Below are 22,785 nucleotides of genomic sequence, written 5' to 3' on the forward strand. Positions count from 1 at the left end.
AGGCCGTTAATCATGGTTGTATGGGAATCGGTACCGACCAGCGTATCGGGATAAGCGATACGTTTCCCCTCCTGCTCTTCATGCCAGACAGCCTTGCCTAAATACTCAAGGTTTACCTGATGGCAAATGCCGGTGCCAGGCGGCACAACGCGAAATTTATCAAACGCCTTTTGCCCCCAACGCAAGAAAACGTAGCGCTCATGGTTACGTTCCATTTCCAGCCGTACGTTTTCTTCAAAGGCATCATCATCGCCGAAACGATCCACGGTCACTGAATGGTCAATCACCAAATCGACCGGCGATAACGGATTAACTTTCTTCACATCGCCGCCAAGGCGTTTCACCGCCTCGCGCATAGCGGCCAGATCCACCACCGCAGGCACGCCGGTGAAGTCCTGCATTAATACGCGAGCAGGACGATAGGCAATTTCACGATCGGCATGGGCCGTTTTCTGCCAGTCGGCCAGCGCCTGAATATCTTCCGCGGTAACCGAGCTTCCATCCTGCCAGCGCAGCAGGTTTTCCAGTAAAACTTTCAGGGATTTGGGTAAGCGGGAGAGATCGCCCAGCTGCTGAGCGACACGCGGAAGACTATAAAAATGGTAGCGTTGACCATCAACATCCAGCGTGTCCTGACTTGTATCTCGCAGGGATAACGACATAGCTCCTCCTTTTTATCATGCGCTTAATAACCCGATGAATGACAAGGTCTGTGTTAAACATAGTACAAACTATAATTAACGTTTCGATAACAACACAAATCGACACATCGCGGAAAACGCACATAAGCGGAAAAGCAAACGCCCCGCTGTAAACAGACGGGGCGTCAGGTCGGAAGAAAGAATGAGAGAAGTTGATTACTGCATTAATAGCCAGGCAGCAGCCATCCAGACCAGCAGAGAATAGGCGGAAGCGCTAAACAACGAAAACATAGAAATATTCATTAGTCACCCTCTCAGGTCGATTTCCGACCAATAAGTCACCGAACAACGAATCTATTAATTACAGCCAATAGATTCTACCGAATGCTGAAATTGGTTAAATTTATTGGGCGGCTAACAACGCCCGATAGCGTTTCGATCAAAGGAAGGAAATGAATAGTTATTTTAATTTATTACCCAGATACGAATAATTATTATTTATTTGTTTTATTATCGAGCATTAATTCAATAAAATTACGTTGCGCGTCGTTCAGATTCCAGGCTTCCGGAATCGTCACTTTATCCTGTGCTTTAGGTTTATAGCTGCCGGGCTTTAATTTACGAACCGACTGAGTTTTAAGCGGCAATGTTTGTTCCCACATAATCAACTCCAGATCTGCCAAACCATCAGGGCAACAACCGTCCAAAACAGGCCACACGCGGCAAAAACTGCCAACCAGGCTTTGCGACGGATGCTACCACCACTGCGCGCTACTTTCGCGGCATTGCTCTGTACGCCAGGTTGTACTGAAATTCTCATAGCCATAGTTTTTGATAATCACTCTCAATAAAACGATTGTTAACATCAATCAGCTTTTAGGAGAAATCCTAAACATTTTAAGACCAAAAATCCAGCTATTTTTGTTGTGTTCAACGATTAGTACAATTTATCGTTCTATTAATTTCACATCAGTAAAGCTTAACAACCTAACCCGTTTTTAATCTTCACTTAAGCCAAATAACATTCAGAAAAGAACTTACCGATCCATTTAATAACTGACAAAAAATTTCTGACTCCCCTGACTGACTGCGTTTCCGTTTCGGTTTAACTTGAGTATGAGAATAGTCCTGGCAGTGTGCAAAACCGCCCATGTGAAAATGTGTACTGTTTCGCAATTAATTAATAACAATCAAAAAACATGTGATGAATGTTTCATTTATAGAAAAATGATCCTAAACATTCTAAAAATTGTGCAATTGGCTGGTATTAAAGACAAAAGGCCGCAGCAGCGGCCTTGTTACCTTTATAGTTGTGAGGTTATTACTTAAAAGGCAGGCGGATATCTTTGAACATGGCTTCTATATCTTCATTCGAACGCAGCGCAACCGCCGTATCGACCACGTCGCGGGTCAGATGCGGTGCGAAACGTTGAATAAAATCATACATGTAGCTGCGTAAGAACGTGCTGCGACGAAAACCGATTTTTGTGGTGCTGTTGGTGAAGATATCCGCCGCTTCAATACGCACCAGATCAGGATCGGAAACCGGGTCAACGGCCATACTGGCGATAACGCCGACGCCCAGCCCCAATCGCACGTAGGTTTTAATTACATCCGCATCGGTTGCGGTAAAGACGATACGTGGCGTCAGGCCTGCCCGATTAAACGCCGTATCCAGCTCGGAGCGTCCGGTAAAGCCGAAGGTATAAGTGACCAGCGGATATTCCGCCAGCTCCTCAATCGTCACATCGCTCTTTCCTGCCAGCGGATGATCGGGCGTGACGACAATCGCGCGGTTCCAGTGATAGCAAGGCAGCATAATGAGGTCGTCATACAGATGCAGCGCTTCGGTAGCAATAGCAAAATCGGCGTTTCCCTTTGATACCGCCTCAGCAATCTGCGTAGGCGATCCCTGATGCATATGCAGCGAGACACGCGGATAGCGCTCAATAAACCCTTTGATTACGCCTGGCAGCGCATAGCGCGCCTGCGTATGGGTAGTCGCCACATACAAAGAACCTTTATCTGGCCAGGTATGCTCGCCGGCAACAGATTTAATGGCATCCACCTTAGAAAGCACTTCACGGGCAATGCGGATAATCTCCTCGCCAGCAGGCGTTACCTGAGTAAGATGCTTACCGCTACGGGCGAAAATCTGAATGCCCAGCTCATCCTCCAGCATACGAACCTGTTTACTGATGCCGGGCTGCGAGGTGTAAAGCCCTTCCGCAGTCGATGACACATTCAGGTTGTGATTAACCACTTCCACGATGTAACGCAGCTGCTGCAATTTCATAGTTATTCATCCCGTGATAAAGCCACGCACTGAACCCGCGCGCGGCCAGGGGAAAAATCCTCAGGAAAAGCGCTTAACGGACGGGTTATAGCGATAGGAAAATTCAGAAGTAATGCTATAACAACTATAACATTTTTAAGTCTGAAGTATAGCGTTTAGCTATAAGCCAGTTAAAGAAAAGGCCAGTCGTTGACTGGCCTTAGGGTTGGCTATATTCCCGGTCTGCTTCTCATTGCGTAAGAAGTTAACCAGACGAATAATTTATTTTTCCGTTACGCGCCATTCGCCATCGACGTAGAAAGCGGACCAGCCTGTGGCTTTGCCCTCTTTTTCCGAGCTGACATACTGCTGTTTAGTTTTGCGGCTAAAGCGCACCAGTGTTTTATTCCCCTGCTCATCGGTCGCTGGCGCATCGGCCAGATAGCGTAGCTTTTCCGGTAACCGATCGCGGAAGCGCTGTAGTTCTTCCACCAGCGGCGCACGGGTTTCGCGCGATTTCGGGAAAGTATTGGCTGCGAGGAACACGCCTGCCGCGCCGTCACGTAGTACGAAATAAGCGTCTGACTTCTCGCAGGGCAGCTCCGGTAAAGGCACCGGATCTTCCTTCGGCGGCGCGACTTCGCCATTACGTAAAATCTTGCGCGTATTTTTACAATCGTCGTTAGTACAGGCCATATACTTGCCGAAACGCCCCATTTTCAGGTGCATTTCAGAGCCGCACTTTTCACACTCTACAATCGGGCCATCATAACCTTTGATACGGAATTCGCCCTGTTCAATTTCGTAACCATCGCAGCTGGGATTATTACCGCAAACGTGCAGCTTACGCTGATTATCAATCAGATAGCTGTCCATTGCCGTTCCGCATTTCTGGCAACGGCGGCGCGCACGCAGCGCATTGGTTTCCGCATCCTCGCCTTCCAGAATATTGAGGACTTCATTTTCCGGGATCAGGTTAATAGTCTGTTTGCAGCGCTCTTTCGGCGGTAATGCGTAACCGGAACAGCCAAGGAAAACGCCGGTGCTGGCGGTGCGAATGCCCATTTTACGTCCGCAGGTCGGACAGTCGATTGAGGTCAGCACCATCGGGTTCGGCTGCATGCCGCCCTCTTCCGGATCTTTCTCCGCCTGATCCAGCTGTTTGCTGAAATCAGCAAAAAAGTGGTCCAGTACCGCTTTCCATTCCGCCTGGTCATTAGCAACCTGGTCGAGGTTATCTTCCATATGCGCAGTAAAATCGTAGCTCATTAAATCGCGGAAGTTTTCTTCCAGACGGTCGGTCACGATTTCACCCATTTTTTCCGCATAGAAACGACGGCTTTCCACGCGAACATAACCACGATCCTGGATGGTCGAGATAATAGATGCATAGGTGGAAGGACGACCGATACCGCGTTTTTCCAGTTCGCGCACCAGCGAGGCTTCGCTGAAGCGCGCCGGTGGTTTAGTAAAGTGCTGGCTTGGATTCAACTGCTGCAGGCTCAGCTCATCGCCAACTTCAATAGCGGGCAAAATACGATCTTCATCGCCTTTACGCAGCGCCGGCATCACTTTTGTCCAGCCGTCGAAACGCAGAATGCGCCCTTTTGCCTTCAGTTTGAAATCACCGGCTGCAACCGTCAGCGTGGTGGAGTCATACTGCGCCGGCACCATCTGGCAGGCAACAAACTGGCGCCAGATAAGCTGATAAAGTTTCTGCGCGTCGGCTTCCATATCCTTTAACTGCTCAGCCTGGACGGTCACATCAGAAGGACGAATCGCTTCGTGCGCTTCCTGTGAATTCTCTTTGCTGGCATAGGTGTTCGCTGCTTTGGGCAAATATTTAACGCCGAAGCTGGATTCAATATAGCCGCGCGCCATCGCCACCGCGTCCTGGCTCAGGTTGGTTGAATCGGTACGCATATAGGTGATATGGCCCGCTTCATACAAACGCTGCGCCAGCGCCATGGTTCTTTTTACGCCAAAGCCTAAACGTGTGCTGGCCGCCTGCTGAAGCGTAGAGGTGATGAACGGCGCGCCGGGTTTGCTGCTGGTTGGTCGGTCTTCACGATCTTCCACGCGGTAACGCGCTTTTTCCAGCAGGCTGACCGCCGCCTGAGTCTGTTCTTTATTAACCGGGCGGAACGGCTTGTCGCCCTGATGGGTCACCTGCATCGGCAGATCGCTGCCTTTCGGCGTGGTGAGATCGGCGCTTAGCTCCCAATATTCTTCCGGCACGAACGCTTTGATTTCGCGCTCGCGTTCAACCACCAGCCGCACCGCAACCGACTGTACGCGGCCTGCGGAAAGCCCACGGGCGATCTTTTTCCACAGCAGCGGTGAAACCATATAGCCCACCACCCGATCCATAAAGCGGCGGGCCTGCTGCGCGTTAACGCGCTCAATATTCAGTTCGCCCGGTTTTTCAAAGGCCTGGCGAATCGCATTTTTGGTAATTTCGTTAAATACCACGCGGCTGAAGCGCTTATCATCGCCGCCAATCACTTCCCGCAGGTGCCATGCGATGGCTTCCCCTTCGCGGTCAAGGTCGGTTGCGAGATAAATATGATCGGCTTCCTGCGCCAGCGCCTTCAGTTCAGAGACTACTTTCTCTTTACCAGGCAAAATCTGATAATCCGCTTTCCAGCCGTGCCAGGGATCGACGCCCATGCGGTTAACCAGCGCGGCCTTTTCATCTTTTTTAGCTTTTTTGGCTGGCTTAGCGTCAGCGCTCTTTTTCACCGTCGAGCCACTGGTCGGCAAATCGCGTATATGACCCACGCTGGACTTCACAACGTAGTCTTTACCGAGATATTTATTAATCGTTTTGGCCTTTGCCGGGGACTCGACTATTACGAGAGCTTTACCCATATTTACCTTTACCTGATGAATACGTCCGAATGTAATGATGGCGTTTTCCAGCGTTGCCAGTCAGCGTGTCAACCTATATTGCAGCGGATCAGAAAGAATTCAACCCGGCCTGATTTGAAGCAAGCGAGCTAATACATGACAGTTTATGGTACTGATTAGCGGGCGCTTTTAGCCGGAATCCGGTGCTTCTTGCTGCCAGCGTAAAGCCATTTTTACGCCCGGACACTGAAACGCCCACACTGTACCTGATAAAATCGGATACGCAACTTAATTAGCATCTCGCCTGGTTTTGCGCCACTTTTACCGCTTTTTTCCGCCGCAGATAATAGCCACACTTTATTTGCGGTTAGCAACAACAGGCCAGTAATATAGAAGAGAATTATCATCTGTCAAAATGAGGTTAAATAATGAACGCAAAAACGTCTGCACTTTCCCGTGAGGAACTTCTCAAAGAAGCCAACGCTTTGATCCGTGAACATGACGATTATTTTGCCGGCATTGAAGCCAGCGATGTAGAGCAAAACGGGGAACTGCTGGTATTTCGTGGCAACTATTTTCTTGATGAGAATGGCCTGCCTACGGCAAAAAGCACCGCGGTATTTAACGTATTTAAAGCGCTTACGGTAGCATTATCTGAGAAATATCATCTGGCGGATTAATGCCCGGCCAGGCCGGGCATTAATGGTTTACAGCAGCGGCTTATCGCCACGCTGCCAAAGTTTCATCAATTGACGCGCGGCGCTGTCGGCGGCGCTTTGCGTAAAGCGATCCATTAACTTTTTGCGCCGCGTATAACGTACGTTAACCACGCTGAAATGATCCATGCGGCTGATAATAATATCGTCGCTGGTGCCTAATTCATCAATTAGCCGTTTTTCCAGCGCCTGGCTGCCGTACCAGTGTTCACCGGTCGCAACGCGATCAATATCTAATACCGGACGCATTTCCTGAACGAACTGTTTAAACAGCAAATGCGTTTCGTTCAAATCTTCGCGAAATTTCTTACGGCCCTGTTCGGTATTTTCGCCGAATAAGGTCAACGTACGCTTATATTCGCCCGCGGTGTGTAGTTCGACATCAATATCGTTACGTTTCAACAGACGATTAAAATTAGGCACCTGCGCCACTACGCCAATAGAGCCAATAATGGCAAATGGCGCGGCAATAATTTTATCGGCTACGCAGGCCATCATATAACCGCCGCTGGCGGCAACTTTATCTACCGCCACCGTCAGGCGAATGCCTTTTTCGCGCAGACGCTGGAGCTGTGACGCAGCCAGGCCATAACCATGTACAACGCCGCCCGGGCTTTCGAGTCGCAACAGCACTTCATCCTGCTCGCGTGCCACTGCCATCACCGCCGAAATCTCTTCACGCAGTGAAGTCACTTCTCCGGCATCCATGCTGCCTTTGAAATCGAGAACATAGAGCGTGGGCTTGCTTTCCACTGCGGAAAGGCCCTGTTTTGCCCGCTGCTTAGCAGCTTTCGCTTCCTGCTTCTGCTTTTTCTTTTCCGCTTTCTGACGCAGCTTTTGCTCATGCGGCGGCAATAGCGCCAGCAGCATGCTTTTTTTCATATCGCGGTAGCGCTCATTAAGCTGGGTCACCTGTAGCTGCCCCGCCTGACCGCGCTTGCGCTGGGTAACATTCACCAGAATGATGGCAACCGCCGCGATAGCTACCACCACCGTTACCGCTTTTGCCAAAAATAGTGCATACCAGAACAGTAAATCCATTCGATCCGCCTTTGTTAATACCCTTCCTAAAACCAGAGCGTAGTGTAGCCGAGTCGGCCTGCTTCGTCGCCTGTAATGCGGTGCGCTGCCGGGAAATGGGCGCGACGACATTGAACTGAAGAAATTTTTCAGGCATAACTCCCCCTTAGCGCTTCTCAGCCCTGCGCTGAATCATTACTCGCCGAGGACGACGTTTTGCATTATCAACCTAAAAGCGACCTGCTTAATCATCGAATTATCCTTGTTACCGGCGCCAGCGACGGCATTGGCCGTGAAGCGGCGCTCACCTATGCGCGTTACGGCGCGCAGGTTATTTTACTGGGCCGCAACGCAGAAAAGCTGCAACGCGTCAGCGATGAAATCAGTGCGCTGGGCAAAGCGACGCCGCTGGTTTGCCTGCTCGATCTGGCGGAAGTGACGCCAGAAAGCTGCCAACAGTTTGCACAGGCGCTGGCACAGCAGGTGCCGCGCCTGGATGGCGTCTTGCATAATGCCGGTCTGCTGGGGGAAATCGTGCCGTTGGCTGAGCTTTCCCCCGAAATATGGCAGCAGGTAATGCGCGTTAACGTTGACGCCACCTTTTTCCTCACCCAGGCACTGCTGCCGCTGCTGCTGAATTCCGATTCCGCATCGCTGGTCTTCACCAGCTCCAGCGTAGGCCGGACGGGCCGTTCCGGCTGGGGCGCCTATGCCGTCTCGAAATTCGCTACGGAAGGCATGATGCAGGTGCTGGCTGAAGAGTATAAAAATCGCAATCTGCGGGTAAACTGCATCAATCCTGGCGGCACTCGCACTAAAATGCGCGCCAGCGCGTTCCCTGATGAAGATGCAGGCAAGCTAAAAACGCCGGCGGAAATCATGCCGATCTACCTTTATTTAATGGGCGACGACAGCCGCCGCAAAACCGGCATCAGCTTTGATGCGCAGCCGGGGCGCAAACCGGGGCCGGCGGAATAATGGCGCAGGACGATCGTCATCAACAGCGGCAGCAGCGCCTGAAAGAGCAAGTCGACGCCCGTATTGCTGCCGCCAGCGAAACGCGCGGCATTCTGATGGTCTTTACCGGCAACGGTAAAGGTAAGACCACCGCCGCCTTCGGCACCGCGACGCGCGCAGTTGGTCATCAAAAAAAGGTCGGCGTTGTTCAGTTTATTAAAGGTGAATGGCCGAACGGTGAGCGCAATCTGCTGGAGCCGCACGGCGTGGAATTTCAGGTAATGGCCACCGGTTTTACCTGGGAAACCCAGGATCGCGCGGCGGATACCGAAGCCTGCCTTGCCGTCTGGCAGCATGCGCAGCGTATGCTGCGCGATCCGGCGCTTGATTTGGTTATCCTAGATGAGATTACCTACATGATCAGCTTCAGCTATTTGCCGCTGGAGCAGGTTATAACAGCGCTGGAACAGCGTCCCGCGCATCAAAGCGTGATCGTGACCGGACGCGGCTGTCATCGCGATATTCTGGCGCTGGCGGATACGGTTAGCGAAATGCGACCGGTGAAACATGCTTTCGATGCCGGTATTCAGGCACAACAGGGCATTGACTGGTAGCTGCTCTTCGCAATCACCCGCGACAAAAAGTAAAAAGGCATCCATTCAGGATGCCTTTTGTTATTGCTCTGCCGGGAATTAACCGCGTTTCGCGCCTTCATTACGTTTCGCCGGGCGGCGAGCCGTACCCAGCTGCGTATGGCGTTTCACCGCACGGCGGATCTGGTTAGCTTTAGTGCGACGGCGATCTTTCTCAACTGGCACTTTGCTGACGCTTTCCGGCGGCAGCCCTACCAGCTCGCGCAGATAGTTCACCGGCGCCAGATCCAGCTCGGTCCAGCCGCCGCGCGGAATGCCTTTCGGCAAGGTGATGTCGCCGTAACGTACGCGGATCAGGCGGCTTACCTGCACGCCGACGGCTTCCCACAGACGACGCACTTCACGGTTCCGCCCTTCGGTCAGCGTCACGTTATACCACTGGTTCATCCCTTCGCCACCGGTAAATTTAATGGTGCGGAAAGAGGCCGGGCCATCTTCCAGCTGAACACCAACGCTCAGCTGACGGATTTTTGCATCGTCAACCTGGCCGAAAACACGCACCGCATATTCACGTTCAACTTCACGGCTGGGATGCATTAAACGGTTCGCCAGCTCACCATCGGTGGTAAACAGCAGCAGACCGCAGGTGTTCACATCCAGACGCCCTACCGCAATCCAGCGCGCGCCACGCAGACGCGGCAGACGATCGAATACCGTCGGACGCCCTTCCGGGTCGTTACGGGTGCAAAGTTCGCCTTCCGGCTTATAGTAAGCCAGCACGCGACAAACCTGCTGAGTAGATTCACTGACGGAGACGATATGGCCATCAATACGGATTTTTACCGTGGCGTTAGGTTCGATGCGATCGCCCAGCGTCGCCAGTTTGCCATCCACACTGATGCGTCCGGCAGAAATTTTTGCTTCGATTTCACGACGAGAACCGTGACCGGCCCGCGCTAATACTTTTTGTAACTTTTCGCTCATTGAGCTGCCTCACTGTCGCCTTCACAGGCGTCGTTTATTGCTTATGTCACGGCGTGGCGAGCCATGACCTGAAAGGAGGGATTGCCCGCAATCCGCCTTGTTCGGGCGGCCTGCTGCAATGTGGCCGCACAGTATACATGAAGTTTAGTTCGTTGCTTGAGTTTCCTGCACTGGAGTTTTGTGTCGCGCTGCCGATAAGTGTAAAGGCAGAGTGGTGGTTTTTTCGCCTGCCGCTACGCGTTTTGCCATCGGCGATTATTCAGGCGACATGCGCATTTTATCACCTGAACCAGAGTCGAGTTGTTTACAAACCAGACGACGGTAAAATAAGCGCCGCTTATTAAGCGTCCCAGAGCGCATCAGCGCCAAAAGATATTTATTTAACCGCTTTCTTTTTTAATAACTTTGTTGCTTTAAACCAAGAATAGCGCCGGTAATCAGCCGGTATTAAACGCCGAAATCAGGCGAATAATTTGTATGCCATCGAACTTCACCAGGGTTTACCGGCATACCCGTACACCAGTAGACATAATGAAAACTAATCTTCTGTTAGCGGCGGCGGCTATATTGCTGCTGTCAGGCTGTTCCGTCGGCAAATATGAATACAGCCGCGAAGCCATGAAACGCGTCGACATGAATTTTACCGGTATCCCCACCATTTTGGGACTCGGTACGCTCGGCACCAGTATTCCTCTGACGTCGGAATACAGTTTGACGGCGGCACATGTGGCGAAATATTCCGTCCAGCGGGTCAAGGCCTGGCATCCATACTGCGATTTGGCGATCGTTTATCATAAAAACGACATGAAAACGCTGCCGACATTTAGCCCCAGCCGCGTGGGCGACAGCGTGAAAATGTATGGCTACAGCTTTATTTCCGCGATGCCGGTGGCGTCCAGCGGCGTAAACCTGGCGCGTATCGCCGTTCGCAACAGCTGGAACAAAGCGCCCTGTATGGCAATGGCTTCGAATGCAGGCGTGGTACAGGGCATGTCAGGCGGGGCGGTTTATAATCAGGACGATTCTATCGGCGGCGTGATTATCGGTTACAGCAAAGCGATAAAAAACCGGCGTAACGGGAAAGTGATCCTGAAGGATGTCTCTCTCTATATTCCCTACGCCGATTTTAAAGCCTGGCTGGACGCTTCGATTTCGTGACGGGAAACCGGCGCCGGGCGCCGGTCAGAGATTAACGGAACGGGCGGCTGTCGCCGACGCCTTCGCGGATCACTTCCGGCGTATCGCTGGTTAAGTCAACCACCGTGGTCGGCTGCTGTCCCAGCGTGCCGCCGTCGATAATCAGATCCACCAGCTTGCCGATGCGATGCTCAATTTCTTCCGGGTCCGACTCGGTAAAATCGTTGCCGGGCAGCATCAGCGAGGTGGACATCATCGGCTCATTCAGCGACTCCAGCAGCGCCAGCGCGACCGGATTCGACGGCACGCGCAAGCCAATGGTTTTACGCTTGTCATTCATCAGACGGCGCGGCACCTCTTTGGTCCCTTTCAAAATAAAGGTATAGCTGCCGGGCGTATTATTTTTAATCAGGCGAAACGCGCTGTTATCCACGTGAGCGTAAGTGGACAGTTCAGAAAGATCGCGGCAAACCAGAGTAAAATTATGGTTGCCGTCCAGCTGACGGATACGGCAAATACGCTCCATCGCACTCTTGTCTTCCAGCCGACAGCCCAACGCATAGCCAGAATCGGTTGGATAAACAATCACGCCGCCTTTATTCAACACATCCACCGCCTGGCTAATCAGGCGCGGCTGGGGATTGTCGGGATGAATATGAAACATTTGACTCATAGCTAACCTCTTATCACCTCTCCGCAGACGGCATTAAGGTGGGAAAGCGCGTCCAGACGGCTTCTACACCGCCCGGCAGCCACAGCTTTTTACCCAGCTCAATCCACGGACAGGGTTGATGAAAATCGGAGCCCTGCGACGCCGCCAGCTGATAATCCTGCGCGTAGCGTCCCAGTTGGCTGCGTTCGTTCGGCGGCTGCTGGCACTGCGCTACTTCCATCGCATCACCGCCGATTTCGGCAAAATGGGCGATCAGGCGCTTCAGCCATTTGGCCGACAGGCCGTAACGGCCAGGGTGCGCCAGTACCGCATAACCGCCAGAATGATGAATAGCATCAACGGCTTGTTTAATTGTACACCATTGTGGCGGCGCGTAACCGGTTTTGCCGCGTGCCAGATAGTGTTTGAATACCTGCGCCATATTATCGGCCTTACCCTGCGCAATCAGCCAGCGGGCAAAATGACCGCGCGTAATCGCGCCGCCCTCAGCCAGCGCCAGCGCGCCTTCCAGCGCGCCGGGGATCTGCGCTTTTTCCAGCCGCTCAGCCATCAACTGCGCCCGCGCCAACCGACATGCATTTTGACCGGCTAAAAAATCAGTCATAACAGGATGACTGGGATCGATGCCCAAACCAACAATATGAATTTCGTGATTTTCCCAAAGGGTTGAGGCTTCAACGCCATCAATCAAATGCAGCGGCAAATGCTGTTCCGCAATGGCTGCTCTGGCTGCAGCCAGACCTGCCACGCTATCGTGATCGGTAATTGCCAGTACGCCTACGCGCATCGCAACGGCGCGCTGCACCAGTTCCTGCGGGGTTAACAGCCCATCCGACGCGCGGGTATGGCTGTGTAAATCATAAATAGGAAAGGCGCTTATCGGCGTGGTGGCGGTCAAAATAACTCCTGAGAAACAGTAAATAACGCTGCATCATAACGGATTAACCGCTATATAAAAAAGTATTGACAATCCTCCTGCGAACCCGTTAACTAGTACACAAGTTCACGCGAGGGTATCCATGATGATTTTTAACCATAAACTGATGACTGACTGGTGGCGTACTTCCATTGAAGGGCGACGACGTCACGCATCTGAATTCATCACATGCTGATACCTGAGCCCGCCGATGCGGGCTTTTTTTTGAGCGAATTTTAGAGAACCGATTATGTCGAATGCGAAACCTGGATTGAAACTGATTACCGGCTCGGCGCCCTACCGTGAAGATCCCGCTGCGGTGTTCCATCAGCTGTGCGGCGCGCGTCCGGCCACGCTGCTGCTGGAATCTGCGGATATTGACAGTAAACGTAACCTGAAGAGTTTGCTGATTGTGGACAGCGCCCTGCGTATTAGCGCGCTGGATAACTGCGTTACCGTACAGGCGCTGTCAGAAAATGGTCGTCAGCTGCTGCCGCTGCTGGATGCGGCGCTGCCTGCCGGGGTTGAAAATCAGGCACGGCCTGACAGCCGTGAACTGACGTTTCCTGCGACAGCCGATCTGCAGGATGAAGATTCCCGTCTGAAATCGCTTTCGGTTTTTGACGCGCTGCGGCTGATTTTACAGCTGGTCGATGCGCCGCAGGATGAGCGGGAATCGATGCTGCTGGGCGGCCTGTTCGCCTACGATTTAGTGGCGGGTTTTGAGCCGCTACCTGCACTGCGTAATGAGCAGCGCTGCCCCGATTACTGTTTCTATCTGGCGGAAACGCTGCTGGTTCTCGATCATCAGCGCCAGCAGGCGCGCCTGCAGGCCAGCCTGTTTGCGCCTTCGACCGACGAGTTCCAGCGTCTGCAGCGCCGTATTCATCAGCTGCATGAGCAAATGCTGCAGCCTGCGCAGCCGCTGCCGGTGCAGCAGGTCGAACAGATGAGCCTGAGCTGCAGCCAGAGCGATGAAGAGTATTGCGACGTGGTGCGCAATATGCAGCAGGCCATTCGCATCGGCGAAATTTTCCAGGTGGTGCCGTCGCGCCGCTTCTCGCTGCCCTGCCCGTCGCCTTTGGCGGCTTACGAAACGCTGAAGAACAATAATCCCAGCCCTTACATGTTTTTTATGCAGGACCGCGATTTTACGCTGTTCGGCGCCTCGCCTGAAAGTTCGCTGAAATATGACGCCGCGTCGCGTCAGATTGAAATCTATCCTATCGCCGGTTCGCGTCCGCGTGGCCGTCACGCCGACGGCTCGCTGGATCGCGATTTAGACAGCCGCATCGAGCTGGAAATGCGTACCGACCATAAAGAGCTGGCGGAACATTTGATGCTGGTCGACCTGGCGCGTAACGATCTGGCGCGCATCTGCGAACCCGGCAGCCGCTACGTTGCCGATCTGACCAAGGTCGATCGTTATACCTTTATTATGCATCTGGTTTCCCGCGTGGTGGGCACGCTGCGCGCTGACCTCGATGTGCTGCACGCCTATCGCGCCTGTATGAACATGGGCACCCTGAGCGGCGCGCCGAAAGTGCGCGCCATGCAGCTAATTGCCCGCGCCGAAGGCACGCGTCGCGGCGTTTATGGCGGCGCTGTCGGCTACTTTACCGCCAGCGGCGATCTCGACACCTGCATTGTTATCCGCTCTGCCTATGTGGAAGATGGCGTGGCCACGGTGCAGGCGGGCGCGGGCGTGGTGCTGGATTCACAGCCGCAGGCTGAAGCCGATGAGAGCCGCAATAAAGCACGTGCCGTTCTGCGCGCGATAGCTACCGCACACCACTGTAAGGAGATCTTCTGATGGCTGACATTCTGCTGCTCGATAATATCGACTCCTTTACCTGGAACCTGGTCGATCAGTTGCGCACTTTCGGTCATCGCGTGGTGGTTTATCGCAATACCGTGCCTGCCGACATGCTGACTGAACAGCTGCAACAGATGGAAAAGCCGGTGCTGATGCTTTCGCCCGGCCCCGGCGCACCAGCGGATGCTGGCTGTATGCCGGAACTGTTGCAACGCCTGCGCGGCCGGTTGCCGATTATCGGTATCTGCCTGGGACATCAGGCAATTATTGAAGCCTACGGCGGTTACGTCGGCCAGGCGGGAGAAATCTTGCATGGCAAGGCGTCCGCGATTACGCATGACAATCAGGCGATGTTCGCCGGACTCAGCAATCCGCTGCCGGTTGCGCGTTATCACTCGCTGGTGGGCAGCAATACGCCTGACGAACTGGTTGTCAATGCCACCTTTAACGAGATGGTGATGGCGGTGCGTCATGATGCCGACCGGGTATGCGGCTTCCAGTTTCACCCGGAATCCATTTTGACGACGCAGGGCGCGCGCCTGCTGGAACAGACCCTGGCCTGGGCGCTGGCATAAGCGGAGGAAAAAGCATGCAGCCTATTCTGGAGAAGTTATATCAGGGAGAGACCCTGACCCGAACGGAAAGTCATCAGCTGTTTACGGCGATCGTCACCGGCCAACTGGAGCCGACGCAGCTGGCGGCAGCGCTGGTCGCGATGAAAGTACGCGGCGAGCGGCCGGAGGAGATCGCTGGCGCGGCCTCGGCTCTGCTGGCCGATGCGCGTCCTTTCCCCCGTCCCGGCTACGCCTTTGCCGATATTGTCGGCACCGGTGGCGACGGCAGCAACAGCATCAATATTTCCACCGCCAGCGCCTTTGTTGCGGCGACCTGCGGTTTGAAAGTGGCAAAACATGGCAACCGCAGCGTGTCCAGCAAATCCGGCTCTTCCGATCTGCTGGCAGCCTTTGGCATCAGCCTCGATTTACCGGCGGAAAAAGCGCGTCAGGCGCTGGACGATCTGGATGTATGCTTTTTGTTTGCGCCGCAGTATCACACCGGCTTCCGCCATGCGATGCCGGTACGTCAGCAGTTAAAAACCCGCACGCTGTTCAATGTGCTGGGGCCGTTAATTAATCCGGCGCGTCCGCCGCTGGCGGTCATTGGCGTCTACAGCCCGGAACTGGTGCTGCCGATTGCCGAAACGCTGCGCGTGCTGGGCTACCAGCGGGCGGCGGTCGTCCACGGTGGCGGCATGGATGAAGTGGCGGTTCACAGCGCCACCCAGGTTGCCGAGCTGCGCGACGGCGATATTACCTGTTATCAGCTGACGCCGGACGATTTCGGTCTGCCATACCATACTAAAGCATCACTGGCTGGCGGCACGCCGGAAGAAAACCGTGACATTCTGGCGCAGTTGCTCCAGGGTAAAGGTCAGCAGGCGCACCAGCATGCCGTTGCGGTTAACGTCGCTATGCTTTTGAAAATATTTGGTAATGAAGACTTACGTGATAATGCCCAGCGGGCGCTGAGCGCCATCGCCAGCGGCCAGGCTTATGAGCGCGTTGTCGCGTTAGCAGCAAGAGGCTAGAGATGCAGACCGTACTGACTCAGATCGTTAAAGATAAGGCGCTGTGGATTGAACAGCGTAAAAAAACCCAGCCGCTGTCGTCGTTTCAGCAGCAGCTGGTGCCCTCTTCGCGCAGTTTTTACCATGCGCTGCAGGGCACGCGCACCGCGTTTATTCTGGAGTGTAAAAAGGCGTCGCCTTCAAAAGGCGTTATCCGGGACGATTTCGATCCGGTCGCCATCGCCGGCGTTTATAAAGATTATGCATCGGCGGTTTCGGTGTTGACCGATGAGAAATATTTTCAGGGCAGCTTTGATTTTCTGCCGCTGGTCAGCGCGGCGATTACCCAGCCGGTGCTGTGTAAAGACTTTATTATCGATCCCTGGCAGATTTATCTGGCGCGCTTTTATCAGGCCGATGCGGTATTGCTGATGCTTTCCGTACTGGATGATGAACAGTATCGCCAGTTGGCGGCCGTCGCGCACAGCCTGGAGATGGGCATTCTCACTGAAGTCAGCAATGAAGCGGAGCTGGAACGCGCGCTGGCGCTGGGCGCTAAAGTGGTTGGCATTAATAATCGCGATTTGCGCGATCTGTCAGTTGATCTGGATCGCACCCGCCAGCTGGCGCCGCGTCTTGGCCATGGCGTGACGGTAATCAGCGAATCCGGTATTAACAGCTATGCGCAGGTGCGCGAGCTAAGCCGGTTTGCAAACGGTTTTCTGATCGGCTCAGCCTTAATGAGCGAGGCGGATCTGCATCAGGCGGTACGTCGGGTACTGCTGGGCGATAATAAAATTTGCGGCCTGACGCGGCCTGAAGATGCGCGCGCCGCCTGCGAAGCGGGTGCAATTTACGGCGGCTTGATTTTCGCTGAAGGCTCGCCGCGCCAGGTTGATATCGCTCAGGCGCAGAAAGTTATCGCTGCCGCTCCATTACGCTACGTCGGCGTGTTCCGCAATGACGCTATAAGTGACGTTGTCACTACGGCTGCCGCGCTGCAACTCAGCGCCGTTCAGCTGCACGGCGACGAAAGCCAGGATTATATCCAAACGCTGCGTTCGCAACTGCCTGCCCAGGTCGCTATCTGGAAGGCGCTGAGCGTTAAGAGCGAACTCCCGGCGCGTAATTTGCAGCATGTCGATCGCTACGTTTTCGATAACGGCGCGGGCGGCAGCGGCGAGCGTTTCGACTGGTCATTACTGACCGGCCAGCAGCTGGATAATGTGCTGTTGGCAGGCGGACTGAGTGCCGATAATTGTGTGACGGCCGCGCAGCTCGGCTGTGCTGGCCTCGATTTTAACTCTGGCGTAGAAAGCGCGCCGGGCATCAAGGATGCCGGAAAGATCGCCGCCGTGTTTCAAACGCTGCGCGCTTACTGACAGCAATCGTCCGCTTTGCGGGCGCCTATAAGGAATAACGCACATGACATTATTGAACCCCTATTTTGGCGAATTCGGCGGCATGTATGTTCCGCAAATTCTTATGCCCGCGCTGCGCCAACTGGAAGAAGCCTTTGTCAGCGCCCAGCGCGATGCCGATTTTCAGGCTCAGTTTACCGATCTGCTGAAAAATTATGCCGGTCGTCCTACCGCATTAACGCTCTGCCGCAACCTGACCAGCGGCACTAACGCGCGTCTCTATCTGAAACGTGAAGATTTACTGCACGGCGGCGCCCATAAAACCAACCAGGTATTGGGCCAGGCGCTGCTGGCGAAACGCATGGGCAAAACTGAAATCATTGCGGAAACCGGCGCCGGTCAGCATGGCGTCGCCTCTGCGCTGGCCAGCGCCCTGCTTGGCCTGAAGTGTCGTATCTACATGGGCGCGAAAGATGTGGAACGCCAGTCGCCCAACGTGTTCCGTATGCGCCTGATGGGTGCCGAGGTGATTCCGGTACATAGCGGTTCCGCTACGCTGAAAGATGCCTGTAATGAGGCGCTGCGCGACTGGTCCGGCAGCTATGAAACCGCGCACTATATGCTCGGCACCGCAGCCGGTCCGCATCCCTATCCCACTATCGTGCGTGAGTTCCAGCGCATGATCGGCGAAGAGACTAAAGCGCAGATCCTGGAAGCGGAAGGACGACTGCCGGACGCGGTGATCGCCTGCGTTGGCGGCGGCTCCAACGCTATCGGCATGTTCGCTGATTTTATCGATGAAAAAGATGTGGCGCTGATTGGCGTAGAGCCTGCCGGACACGGTATTGAAACCGGCGAGCATGGCGCACCGCTGAAGCATGGCCGCGTCGGCATTTACTTCGGTATGAAAGCGCCAATGATGCAGACAGAGGATGGCCAGATTGAGGAATCTTACTCTATCTCCGCCGGACTCGATTTCCCGTCGGTCGGCCCGCAGCATGCGCATCTGAACAGCATCGGCCGCGCCGATTACGTTTCCATTACCGATAACGAAGCGCTGGATGCCTTTAAGCAACTGTGCCGTTCGGAAGGCATTCTTCCGGCGCTGGAATCCGCCCATGCGCTGGCCCATGCGCTGAAAATGATCCAGCAGAACCCGGAGAAAGAGCAGCTACTGGTGGTGAACCTTTCCGGGCGCGGCGATAAAGATATTTTCACCGTTCACGATATTCTGAAAGCACAGGGAGAGATCTAATGGAACGTTACGAACAGCTGTTTAAGCGTCTGAACGCCAGCAAAGAAGGCGCCTTTGTTCCTTTCGTCACGCTGGGCGATCCCTCGCCGGAACTCTCACTGCAGATTATCGATACGCTGGTTGCCGCTGGTGCCGACGCGCTGGAATTAGGTATTCCCTTTTCCGATCCATTGGCGGACGGCCCCACGATTCAGGGCGCCACGCTGCGCGCTTTTGCGGCCGGAACAACGCCCACGCAGTGCTTTGAGATGTTAGCGACCATCCGCCAGAAATATCCTGACTTGCCCATCGGCCTGCTGATGTACGCCAACCTGGTGTTTACCAACGGTATTGAGGAGTTTTATGCCCGCTGCGAGCAGGCTGGCGTCGATTCCGTGCTGGTAGCCGACGTGCCGGTAGAAGAATCAGGCCCCTTCCGTCAGGCGGCGATGCGTCATAACATCGCACCGATTTTTATCTGTCCGCCTAACGCCGATGACGATCTGCTGCGCGCCGTGGCCTCTTACGGTCGTGGCTATATCTATCTGCTGTCGCGTGCTGGCGTTACCGGGGCGGAAAACCGCGCCAGCCTGCCGCTGAAACATTTGATTGATAAACTGCGGGAATATCATGCTGCGCCGACACTGCAGGGTTTCGGCATTTCAGAGCCGTCGCAGGTAAAAGAGGCGATTGCGGCTGGCGCGGACGGGGCGATTTCCGGTTCCGCCATTGTGAAAATTATTGAGAAGCACCATGCCGAGCCGGAGATCATGCTGGCCGAATTAAAACGTTTTGTCAGCAGTCTGAAAGCGGCAACGCGCTAATCTCTTCGGTGCCTTACTGCGGGTAAGGCACGCTTTATTGAGCCTTTTTCGCAGTTTGTATTTTCCTCTCTTCTCGACCACACTTGATTTGCTGTTAATCGAAGCGGCAACGGCCTTTTTCATGACAGGGAGTAGCACAATGAAATCTGTTAAGTTCTTTACCAGTACAGTGGCTGCCGCTGCGGTGGCGATGATGCTGAGCGCCTGCGCTCCGACCGCAACGCAGGAAGGAACCGGCGGCTATATCGATGACACCGTGATTACCACGAAGGTGAAGTCGCAGTTTCTCGGTGATGAGTCGCTGAAAGCGCGTGAAATTAACGTGGAAACCTTTAAAGGACGTGTACAGCTAAGCGGTTTTGTTTCTTCTCCGCAGATGGCCAACCATGCGGTAGAAGTTACGCGCCGTGTGCCGGGAGTGAAATCCGTGGTCAATAACATGCAGATTAAATAAGCTGTTTTTCAGGCCGCCGATGCGGCCTGTTATTTTACGGAATAATCAGAAACGGTAGCCGACGCCAAAAAAGAAGACCCACGGATCAATGCGCGTATCGATATTCTGCTGCTGACCACCCGCCTTAAATTTCACTTCGGTATCAATATCCATATACCAGACCGACATATTCAGCATCCAGTCTTGATCGATTTCATAATCCAGCCCCACCTGGCCCGCTACGCCCCAGGAATCTTTCACGCTGAGATCGCTCAGGCCTGCATCGCGTCCGGTCTGATTGAAGTCGGTATCGTAAAAGGTGGTGTAGTTAATGCCGGCGCCCACGTAAGGTCGCAATTTACTGTTGCTGTCGAAAAAGTAATATTGCGCCATCAGCGTGGGCGGTAGCTGCCGTACCGTGGCCAGCGTTCCGGTGGCGGCCAGGCCAACCTTGTGACGGAACGGTGTTGCCGCCAACAGCTCGATACCAATATTATCTGTGGCCATCCAGGTGAATGTCAGGCCCAGCTGGGTATTGTTATCAACATCAAACGATCCCATCCCCAACACATTATCAGACCCTTCGGTGGGACGAACCGTTGCGCTACCCGCACGCATAAAAAAATCACCTGCCTGATGCGCACTGGCCATTACCGGAACGGCGGTAAGAAATGCCAACGCAAGTGCTGCCCGTTTCATAACGACTCCTTTGTTATTAAAAAGGGGTAACCCCAAATTACCCATAAATACTGCAAATGAGTTAGTGAGGCTTTGTACAACGAAACGAGATAAAAATCATGCAGATCAATTTTTTCATTCCCCTTAAAAAAACTAACATTGATTTAAATCAATAAACATTGGCGTAACAGCTGTGAAATTTCCGTTGCAGGAAGTTAGTTGAACGATTACTTTGCTGATCTTCCTGTGTGATTTTGGTTCGATGCCTGGGAGGGCGGGCGATCAAATGAGCGATAACTTCAATCCCTGTGTTTCCTGTGACGCCTGCTGCGCCCATTTTCGCGTTTCTTTTTACTGGGCTGAGGCTGACGATGCCGGCGGTCGCGTGCCTGCTGAGCTTACCGAGCCGCTTAATCTGCTGATGCGTAATATGCGCGGTACCAACGCGCGGGCACCGCGCTGTGTCGCCCTGCAAGGCGAAGTCGGCCAGTGCGTTTCCTGCGGCATTTATGAAAACCGGCCAACGCCCTGTCGTGAGTTTGCGATGTCTGGCGAGAACGGCATCGGTAACGAAGCCTGCGATCGGGCGCGCGCGAAATATGGCCTGCCGCCGCTGTTTTATTCACCAATTCCGTCGCTTACTGAAAGTTATGTAAGTCTGGGTGCCAGTACCGCGTCAGACCATGTACAATCGCCGGATCTGTAAACCGGTAATTACCAAAGGAGTGTACATGTCCATCACGGCGGGCTCGCTATACCGTGACACGGGAAATTTTCTGCGCCATCAGCTGGTGACCATTGTGCTGATAGCATTACTGACATCGCTGATTACGGTGATGATTGGCCATGCGTTGACGCCTGGCGCCGATCAGCTCTCTATACTGAGCGAAGGCGATAACGGCAGCGCCAGTTCGCTGCTGGAAGTGATCCAAAACCTGACGCCGGAACAGCAACAGGTGCTGCTACGCGCTTCAGCGGCGGGCACCTTTGCTTCGCTGGTTGGCAATACGCTGCTGTTGGGCGCGATGCTCTGCCTGATCCCACTGGTTTCGGCGGGTCAACGCACGAGCGCGCTGCGCGCGATTGGCGCGTCCGCTCCTCTGCTGCCACGGTTACTGCTGCTGACATTTCTGATTACGCTACTGGTGCAGCTGGGCTTTATGGTGCTGGTGATCCCCGGCGTTATTCTGGGCATTCTGCTTTCGCTGGCGCCGGTCATTATGGCGATCGAGAAAACCGGCATTATGGCAGCAATGCGCGCCAGCAGCCGGCTTGCCTGGGCGCATATTCGGCTGATCGCACCGGCGGTAATCGTCTGGCTGCTGGCAAAAATGGCGTTATTGCTGCTGGCTTCGTCCTTTACCGTGCTGCCAGCTAATGTCGCCTCCGTACTGCTCAACGCGCTGAGCAATCTGGTTTCGGCAATTCTGGTTATTTATCTGTTCCGCCTTTATATGCTGCTGCGTTAAGGTCTGACGGCATACCTGGTATGCCGTTATGCTTTTGCAGGCACGATCTGGAATTCACTATGAAGCAACTACTCGACTTTCTCCCGCTGGTGGTCTTTTTTGTTTTCTACAAGCTTTACGATATTTATGTCGCTTCCGGCGCGCTGATTGCCGCTACCGGCCTGGCGCTGGTGGCCAGCTGGATCCTCTGGCGCAAGCTGGAAAAAATGACCATTTTTACCTTTGTGCTGGTTGCGATCTTCGGCACCCTGACGCTGGTTTTCCATAACGATGAATTTATTAAGTGGAAGGTGACGGTAATTTATACGCTGTTCGCCCTGGCGCTGCTGTTCAGCCAGCTGTTTATGGACAAGCCGCTAATTCAGACCATGCTGGGCAAAGAGTTGCAGCTGCCGCAGCACGCCTGGCGTAAGCTTAATATCGCCTGGGCACTCTTTTTTCTGGCATGCGGCCTGGCAAATATTTACGTCGCCTTTTGGCTGCCGCAGGCAGTTTGGGTTAATTTTAAAGTTTTCGGGCTGACGGGACTGACGCTGCTGTTTACCTTACTGAGCGGCGTTTATATTTATCGTCTGATGCCGCAGCAGGAAAAATAATTTATTCCGCCCGGCCGATGCGCCGGGTTTTTATTATGCAGAGAA

24 protein-coding genes are annotated in these 22,785 nt (G+C 53.8%); 14 read left to right on the top strand and 10 right to left on the bottom strand.

Going from position 1 to position 22,785, the window contains the following annotated elements:
- From P3C52_RS15135 to topA, 5 genes are all read right to left on the bottom strand, one after another.
- Positions 1-662: aconitase family protein (locus P3C52_RS15135; protein WP_275555798.1), on the bottom strand; the 662-nt coding region annotated here is incomplete at its 3' end.
- Positions 663-1,135: 473 nt separating this feature from the next.
- Entirely contained in the window at positions 1,136-1,303 is a 168-nt protein-coding gene (locus P3C52_RS15140) for a hypothetical protein (protein WP_275555799.1), read from the bottom strand.
- Between the two features lie 2 nt (positions 1,304-1,305).
- Complete coding sequence (locus P3C52_RS15145) at positions 1,306-1,467, bottom strand: YmiA family putative membrane protein (protein WP_275555800.1); 162 nt, start codon at positions 1,465-1,467, stop codon at positions 1,306-1,308.
- Positions 1,468-1,962: 495 nt separating this feature from the next.
- On the bottom strand, positions 1,963-2,937 hold the full coding sequence (cysB, locus tag P3C52_RS15150) for an HTH-type transcriptional regulator CysB (protein ID WP_275555801.1): 975 nt from the start codon (positions 2,935-2,937) through the stop codon (positions 1,963-1,965).
- Positions 2,938-3,198: 261 nt separating this feature from the next.
- Positions 3,199-5,787 carry a type I DNA topoisomerase gene (gene topA / locus P3C52_RS15155; RefSeq protein ID WP_275555802.1) on the bottom strand — a complete coding sequence of 863 codons (2,589 nt, stop codon included), beginning with the start codon at positions 5,785-5,787 and terminating at the stop codon, positions 3,199-3,201.
- Between the two features lie 407 nt (positions 5,788-6,194).
- On the opposite strand from topA, the gene P3C52_RS15160 reads away from it, so the two are divergent.
- Positions 6,195-6,446: a DUF2498 family protein gene (locus tag P3C52_RS15160; RefSeq protein ID WP_275555803.1), complete on the top strand. Its 252-nt coding sequence runs from the start codon at positions 6,195-6,197 to the stop codon at positions 6,444-6,446.
- A 27-nt stretch (positions 6,447-6,473) separates the two neighbouring features.
- Here the strand turns inward: P3C52_RS15160 and sohB are convergent, their stop codons facing one another.
- Positions 6,474-7,523: a protease SohB gene (gene sohB, locus P3C52_RS15165; RefSeq protein ID WP_275555804.1), complete on the bottom strand. Its 1,050-nt coding sequence runs from the start codon at positions 7,521-7,523 to the stop codon at positions 6,474-6,476.
- Positions 7,524-7,718: 195 nt separating this feature from the next.
- On the opposite strand from sohB, the gene P3C52_RS15170 reads away from it, so the two are divergent.
- Both P3C52_RS15170 and cobO read left to right on the top strand, forming a co-directional pair.
- Positions 7,719-8,480, top strand: coding sequence for a YciK family oxidoreductase (locus tag P3C52_RS15170; protein WP_275555805.1), 762 nt, complete (start codon positions 7,719-7,721; stop codon positions 8,478-8,480).
- Positions 8,480-9,073 carry a cob(I)yrinic acid a,c-diamide adenosyltransferase gene (gene cobO, locus P3C52_RS15175; RefSeq protein ID WP_275555806.1) on the top strand — a complete coding sequence of 198 codons (594 nt, stop codon included), beginning with the start codon at positions 8,480-8,482 and terminating at the stop codon, positions 9,071-9,073. The genes P3C52_RS15170 and cobO overlap by 1 nt, the downstream gene beginning before the upstream one ends.
- 78 nt (positions 9,074-9,151) lie before the next feature.
- Here cobO and rluB read toward each other — a convergent pair whose 3' ends face one another.
- Positions 9,152-10,036, bottom strand: a complete 885-nt coding sequence (gene rluB, locus P3C52_RS15180; protein WP_275555807.1) for a 23S rRNA pseudouridine(2605) synthase RluB — start codon at positions 10,034-10,036, stop codon at positions 9,152-9,154.
- A gap of 531 nt (positions 10,037-10,567) precedes the next feature.
- Between rluB and P3C52_RS15185 the strand changes: the two genes are divergently transcribed.
- Positions 10,568-11,194: a serine protease gene (locus tag P3C52_RS15185; protein WP_275555808.1), complete on the top strand. Its 627-nt coding sequence runs from the start codon at positions 10,568-10,570 to the stop codon at positions 11,192-11,194.
- A 31-nt stretch (positions 11,195-11,225) separates the two neighbouring features.
- Here P3C52_RS15185 and P3C52_RS15190 read toward each other — a convergent pair whose 3' ends face one another.
- Together P3C52_RS15190 and P3C52_RS15195 are read right to left on the bottom strand one after the other, a co-directional pair.
- Entirely contained in the window at positions 11,226-11,846 is a 621-nt protein-coding gene (locus tag P3C52_RS15190; protein WP_275555809.1) for an L-threonylcarbamoyladenylate synthase, read from the bottom strand.
- 13 nt (positions 11,847-11,859) lie between these two features.
- Positions 11,860-12,744, bottom strand: coding sequence for a PHP domain-containing protein (locus P3C52_RS15195; protein WP_275555810.1), 885 nt, complete (start codon positions 12,742-12,744; stop codon positions 11,860-11,862).
- Between the two features lie 268 nt (positions 12,745-13,012).
- Between P3C52_RS15195 and P3C52_RS15200 the strand changes: the two genes are divergently transcribed.
- From P3C52_RS15200 to P3C52_RS15230, 7 genes are all read left to right on the top strand, one after another.
- On the top strand, positions 13,013-14,575 hold the full coding sequence (locus P3C52_RS15200; protein WP_275555811.1) for an anthranilate synthase component 1: 1,563 nt from the start codon (positions 13,013-13,015) through the stop codon (positions 14,573-14,575).
- On the top strand, positions 14,575-15,153 hold the full coding sequence (locus tag P3C52_RS15205; RefSeq protein ID WP_275555812.1) for a gamma-glutamyl-gamma-aminobutyrate hydrolase family protein: 579 nt from the start codon (positions 14,575-14,577) through the stop codon (positions 15,151-15,153). The genes P3C52_RS15200 and P3C52_RS15205 overlap by 1 nt, the downstream gene beginning before the upstream one ends.
- Before the next feature lie 14 nt (positions 15,154-15,167).
- Complete coding sequence (gene trpD / locus P3C52_RS15210) at positions 15,168-16,166, top strand: anthranilate phosphoribosyltransferase (protein WP_275555813.1); 999 nt, start codon at positions 15,168-15,170, stop codon at positions 16,164-16,166.
- A gap of 2 nt (positions 16,167-16,168) precedes the next feature.
- Complete coding sequence (gene trpCF / locus P3C52_RS15215) at positions 16,169-17,527, top strand: bifunctional indole-3-glycerol-phosphate synthase TrpC/phosphoribosylanthranilate isomerase TrpF (protein ID WP_275555814.1); 1,359 nt, start codon at positions 16,169-16,171, stop codon at positions 17,525-17,527.
- 43 nt (positions 17,528-17,570) lie between these two features.
- Positions 17,571-18,761 carry a tryptophan synthase subunit beta gene (trpB, locus tag P3C52_RS15220; RefSeq protein WP_275555815.1) on the top strand — a complete coding sequence of 397 codons (1,191 nt, stop codon included), beginning with the start codon at positions 17,571-17,573 and terminating at the stop codon, positions 18,759-18,761.
- The gene (gene trpA, locus P3C52_RS15225; protein ID WP_275555816.1) at positions 18,761-19,564 is read left to right on the top strand and encodes a tryptophan synthase subunit alpha; all 804 of its coding nucleotides are present in this window, start codon (positions 18,761-18,763) and stop codon (positions 19,562-19,564) included. The genes trpB and trpA overlap by 1 nt, the downstream gene beginning before the upstream one ends.
- A 139-nt stretch (positions 19,565-19,703) precedes the next feature.
- Positions 19,704-20,018 (top strand): BON domain-containing protein, encoded by a 315-nt coding sequence (locus P3C52_RS15230; protein WP_275555817.1) that lies wholly within the window; start codon positions 19,704-19,706, stop codon positions 20,016-20,018.
- A 45-nt stretch (positions 20,019-20,063) separates the two neighbouring features.
- Here the strand turns inward: P3C52_RS15230 and ompW are convergent, their stop codons facing one another.
- Positions 20,064-20,696, bottom strand: a complete 633-nt coding sequence (gene ompW, locus P3C52_RS15235; RefSeq protein WP_275555818.1) for an outer membrane protein OmpW — start codon at positions 20,694-20,696, stop codon at positions 20,064-20,066.
- Between the two features lie 265 nt (positions 20,697-20,961).
- Between ompW and P3C52_RS15240 the strand changes: the two genes are divergently transcribed.
- The 3 genes from P3C52_RS15240 to P3C52_RS15250 are packed head-to-tail and all read left to right on the top strand — an operon-like array spanning position 20,962 to position 22,740.
- Positions 20,962-21,381, top strand: a complete 420-nt coding sequence (locus P3C52_RS15240; protein WP_275555819.1) for a YkgJ family cysteine cluster protein — start codon at positions 20,962-20,964, stop codon at positions 21,379-21,381.
- A gap of 25 nt (positions 21,382-21,406) precedes the next feature.
- Positions 21,407-22,144: a YciC family protein gene (locus P3C52_RS15245; RefSeq protein ID WP_275555820.1), complete on the top strand. Its 738-nt coding sequence runs from the start codon at positions 21,407-21,409 to the stop codon at positions 22,142-22,144.
- A gap of 59 nt (positions 22,145-22,203) precedes the next feature.
- Complete coding sequence (locus tag P3C52_RS15250) at positions 22,204-22,740, top strand: septation protein A (protein ID WP_275555821.1); 537 nt, start codon at positions 22,204-22,206, stop codon at positions 22,738-22,740.
- The last annotated feature ends 45 nt before the right edge of the window (positions 22,741-22,785 follow it).

It is taken from the genome of Mixta sp. Marseille-Q2659 (assembly GCF_940807255.1).
Taxonomy (GTDB): domain Bacteria; phylum Pseudomonadota; class Gammaproteobacteria; order Enterobacterales; family Enterobacteriaceae; genus Mixta.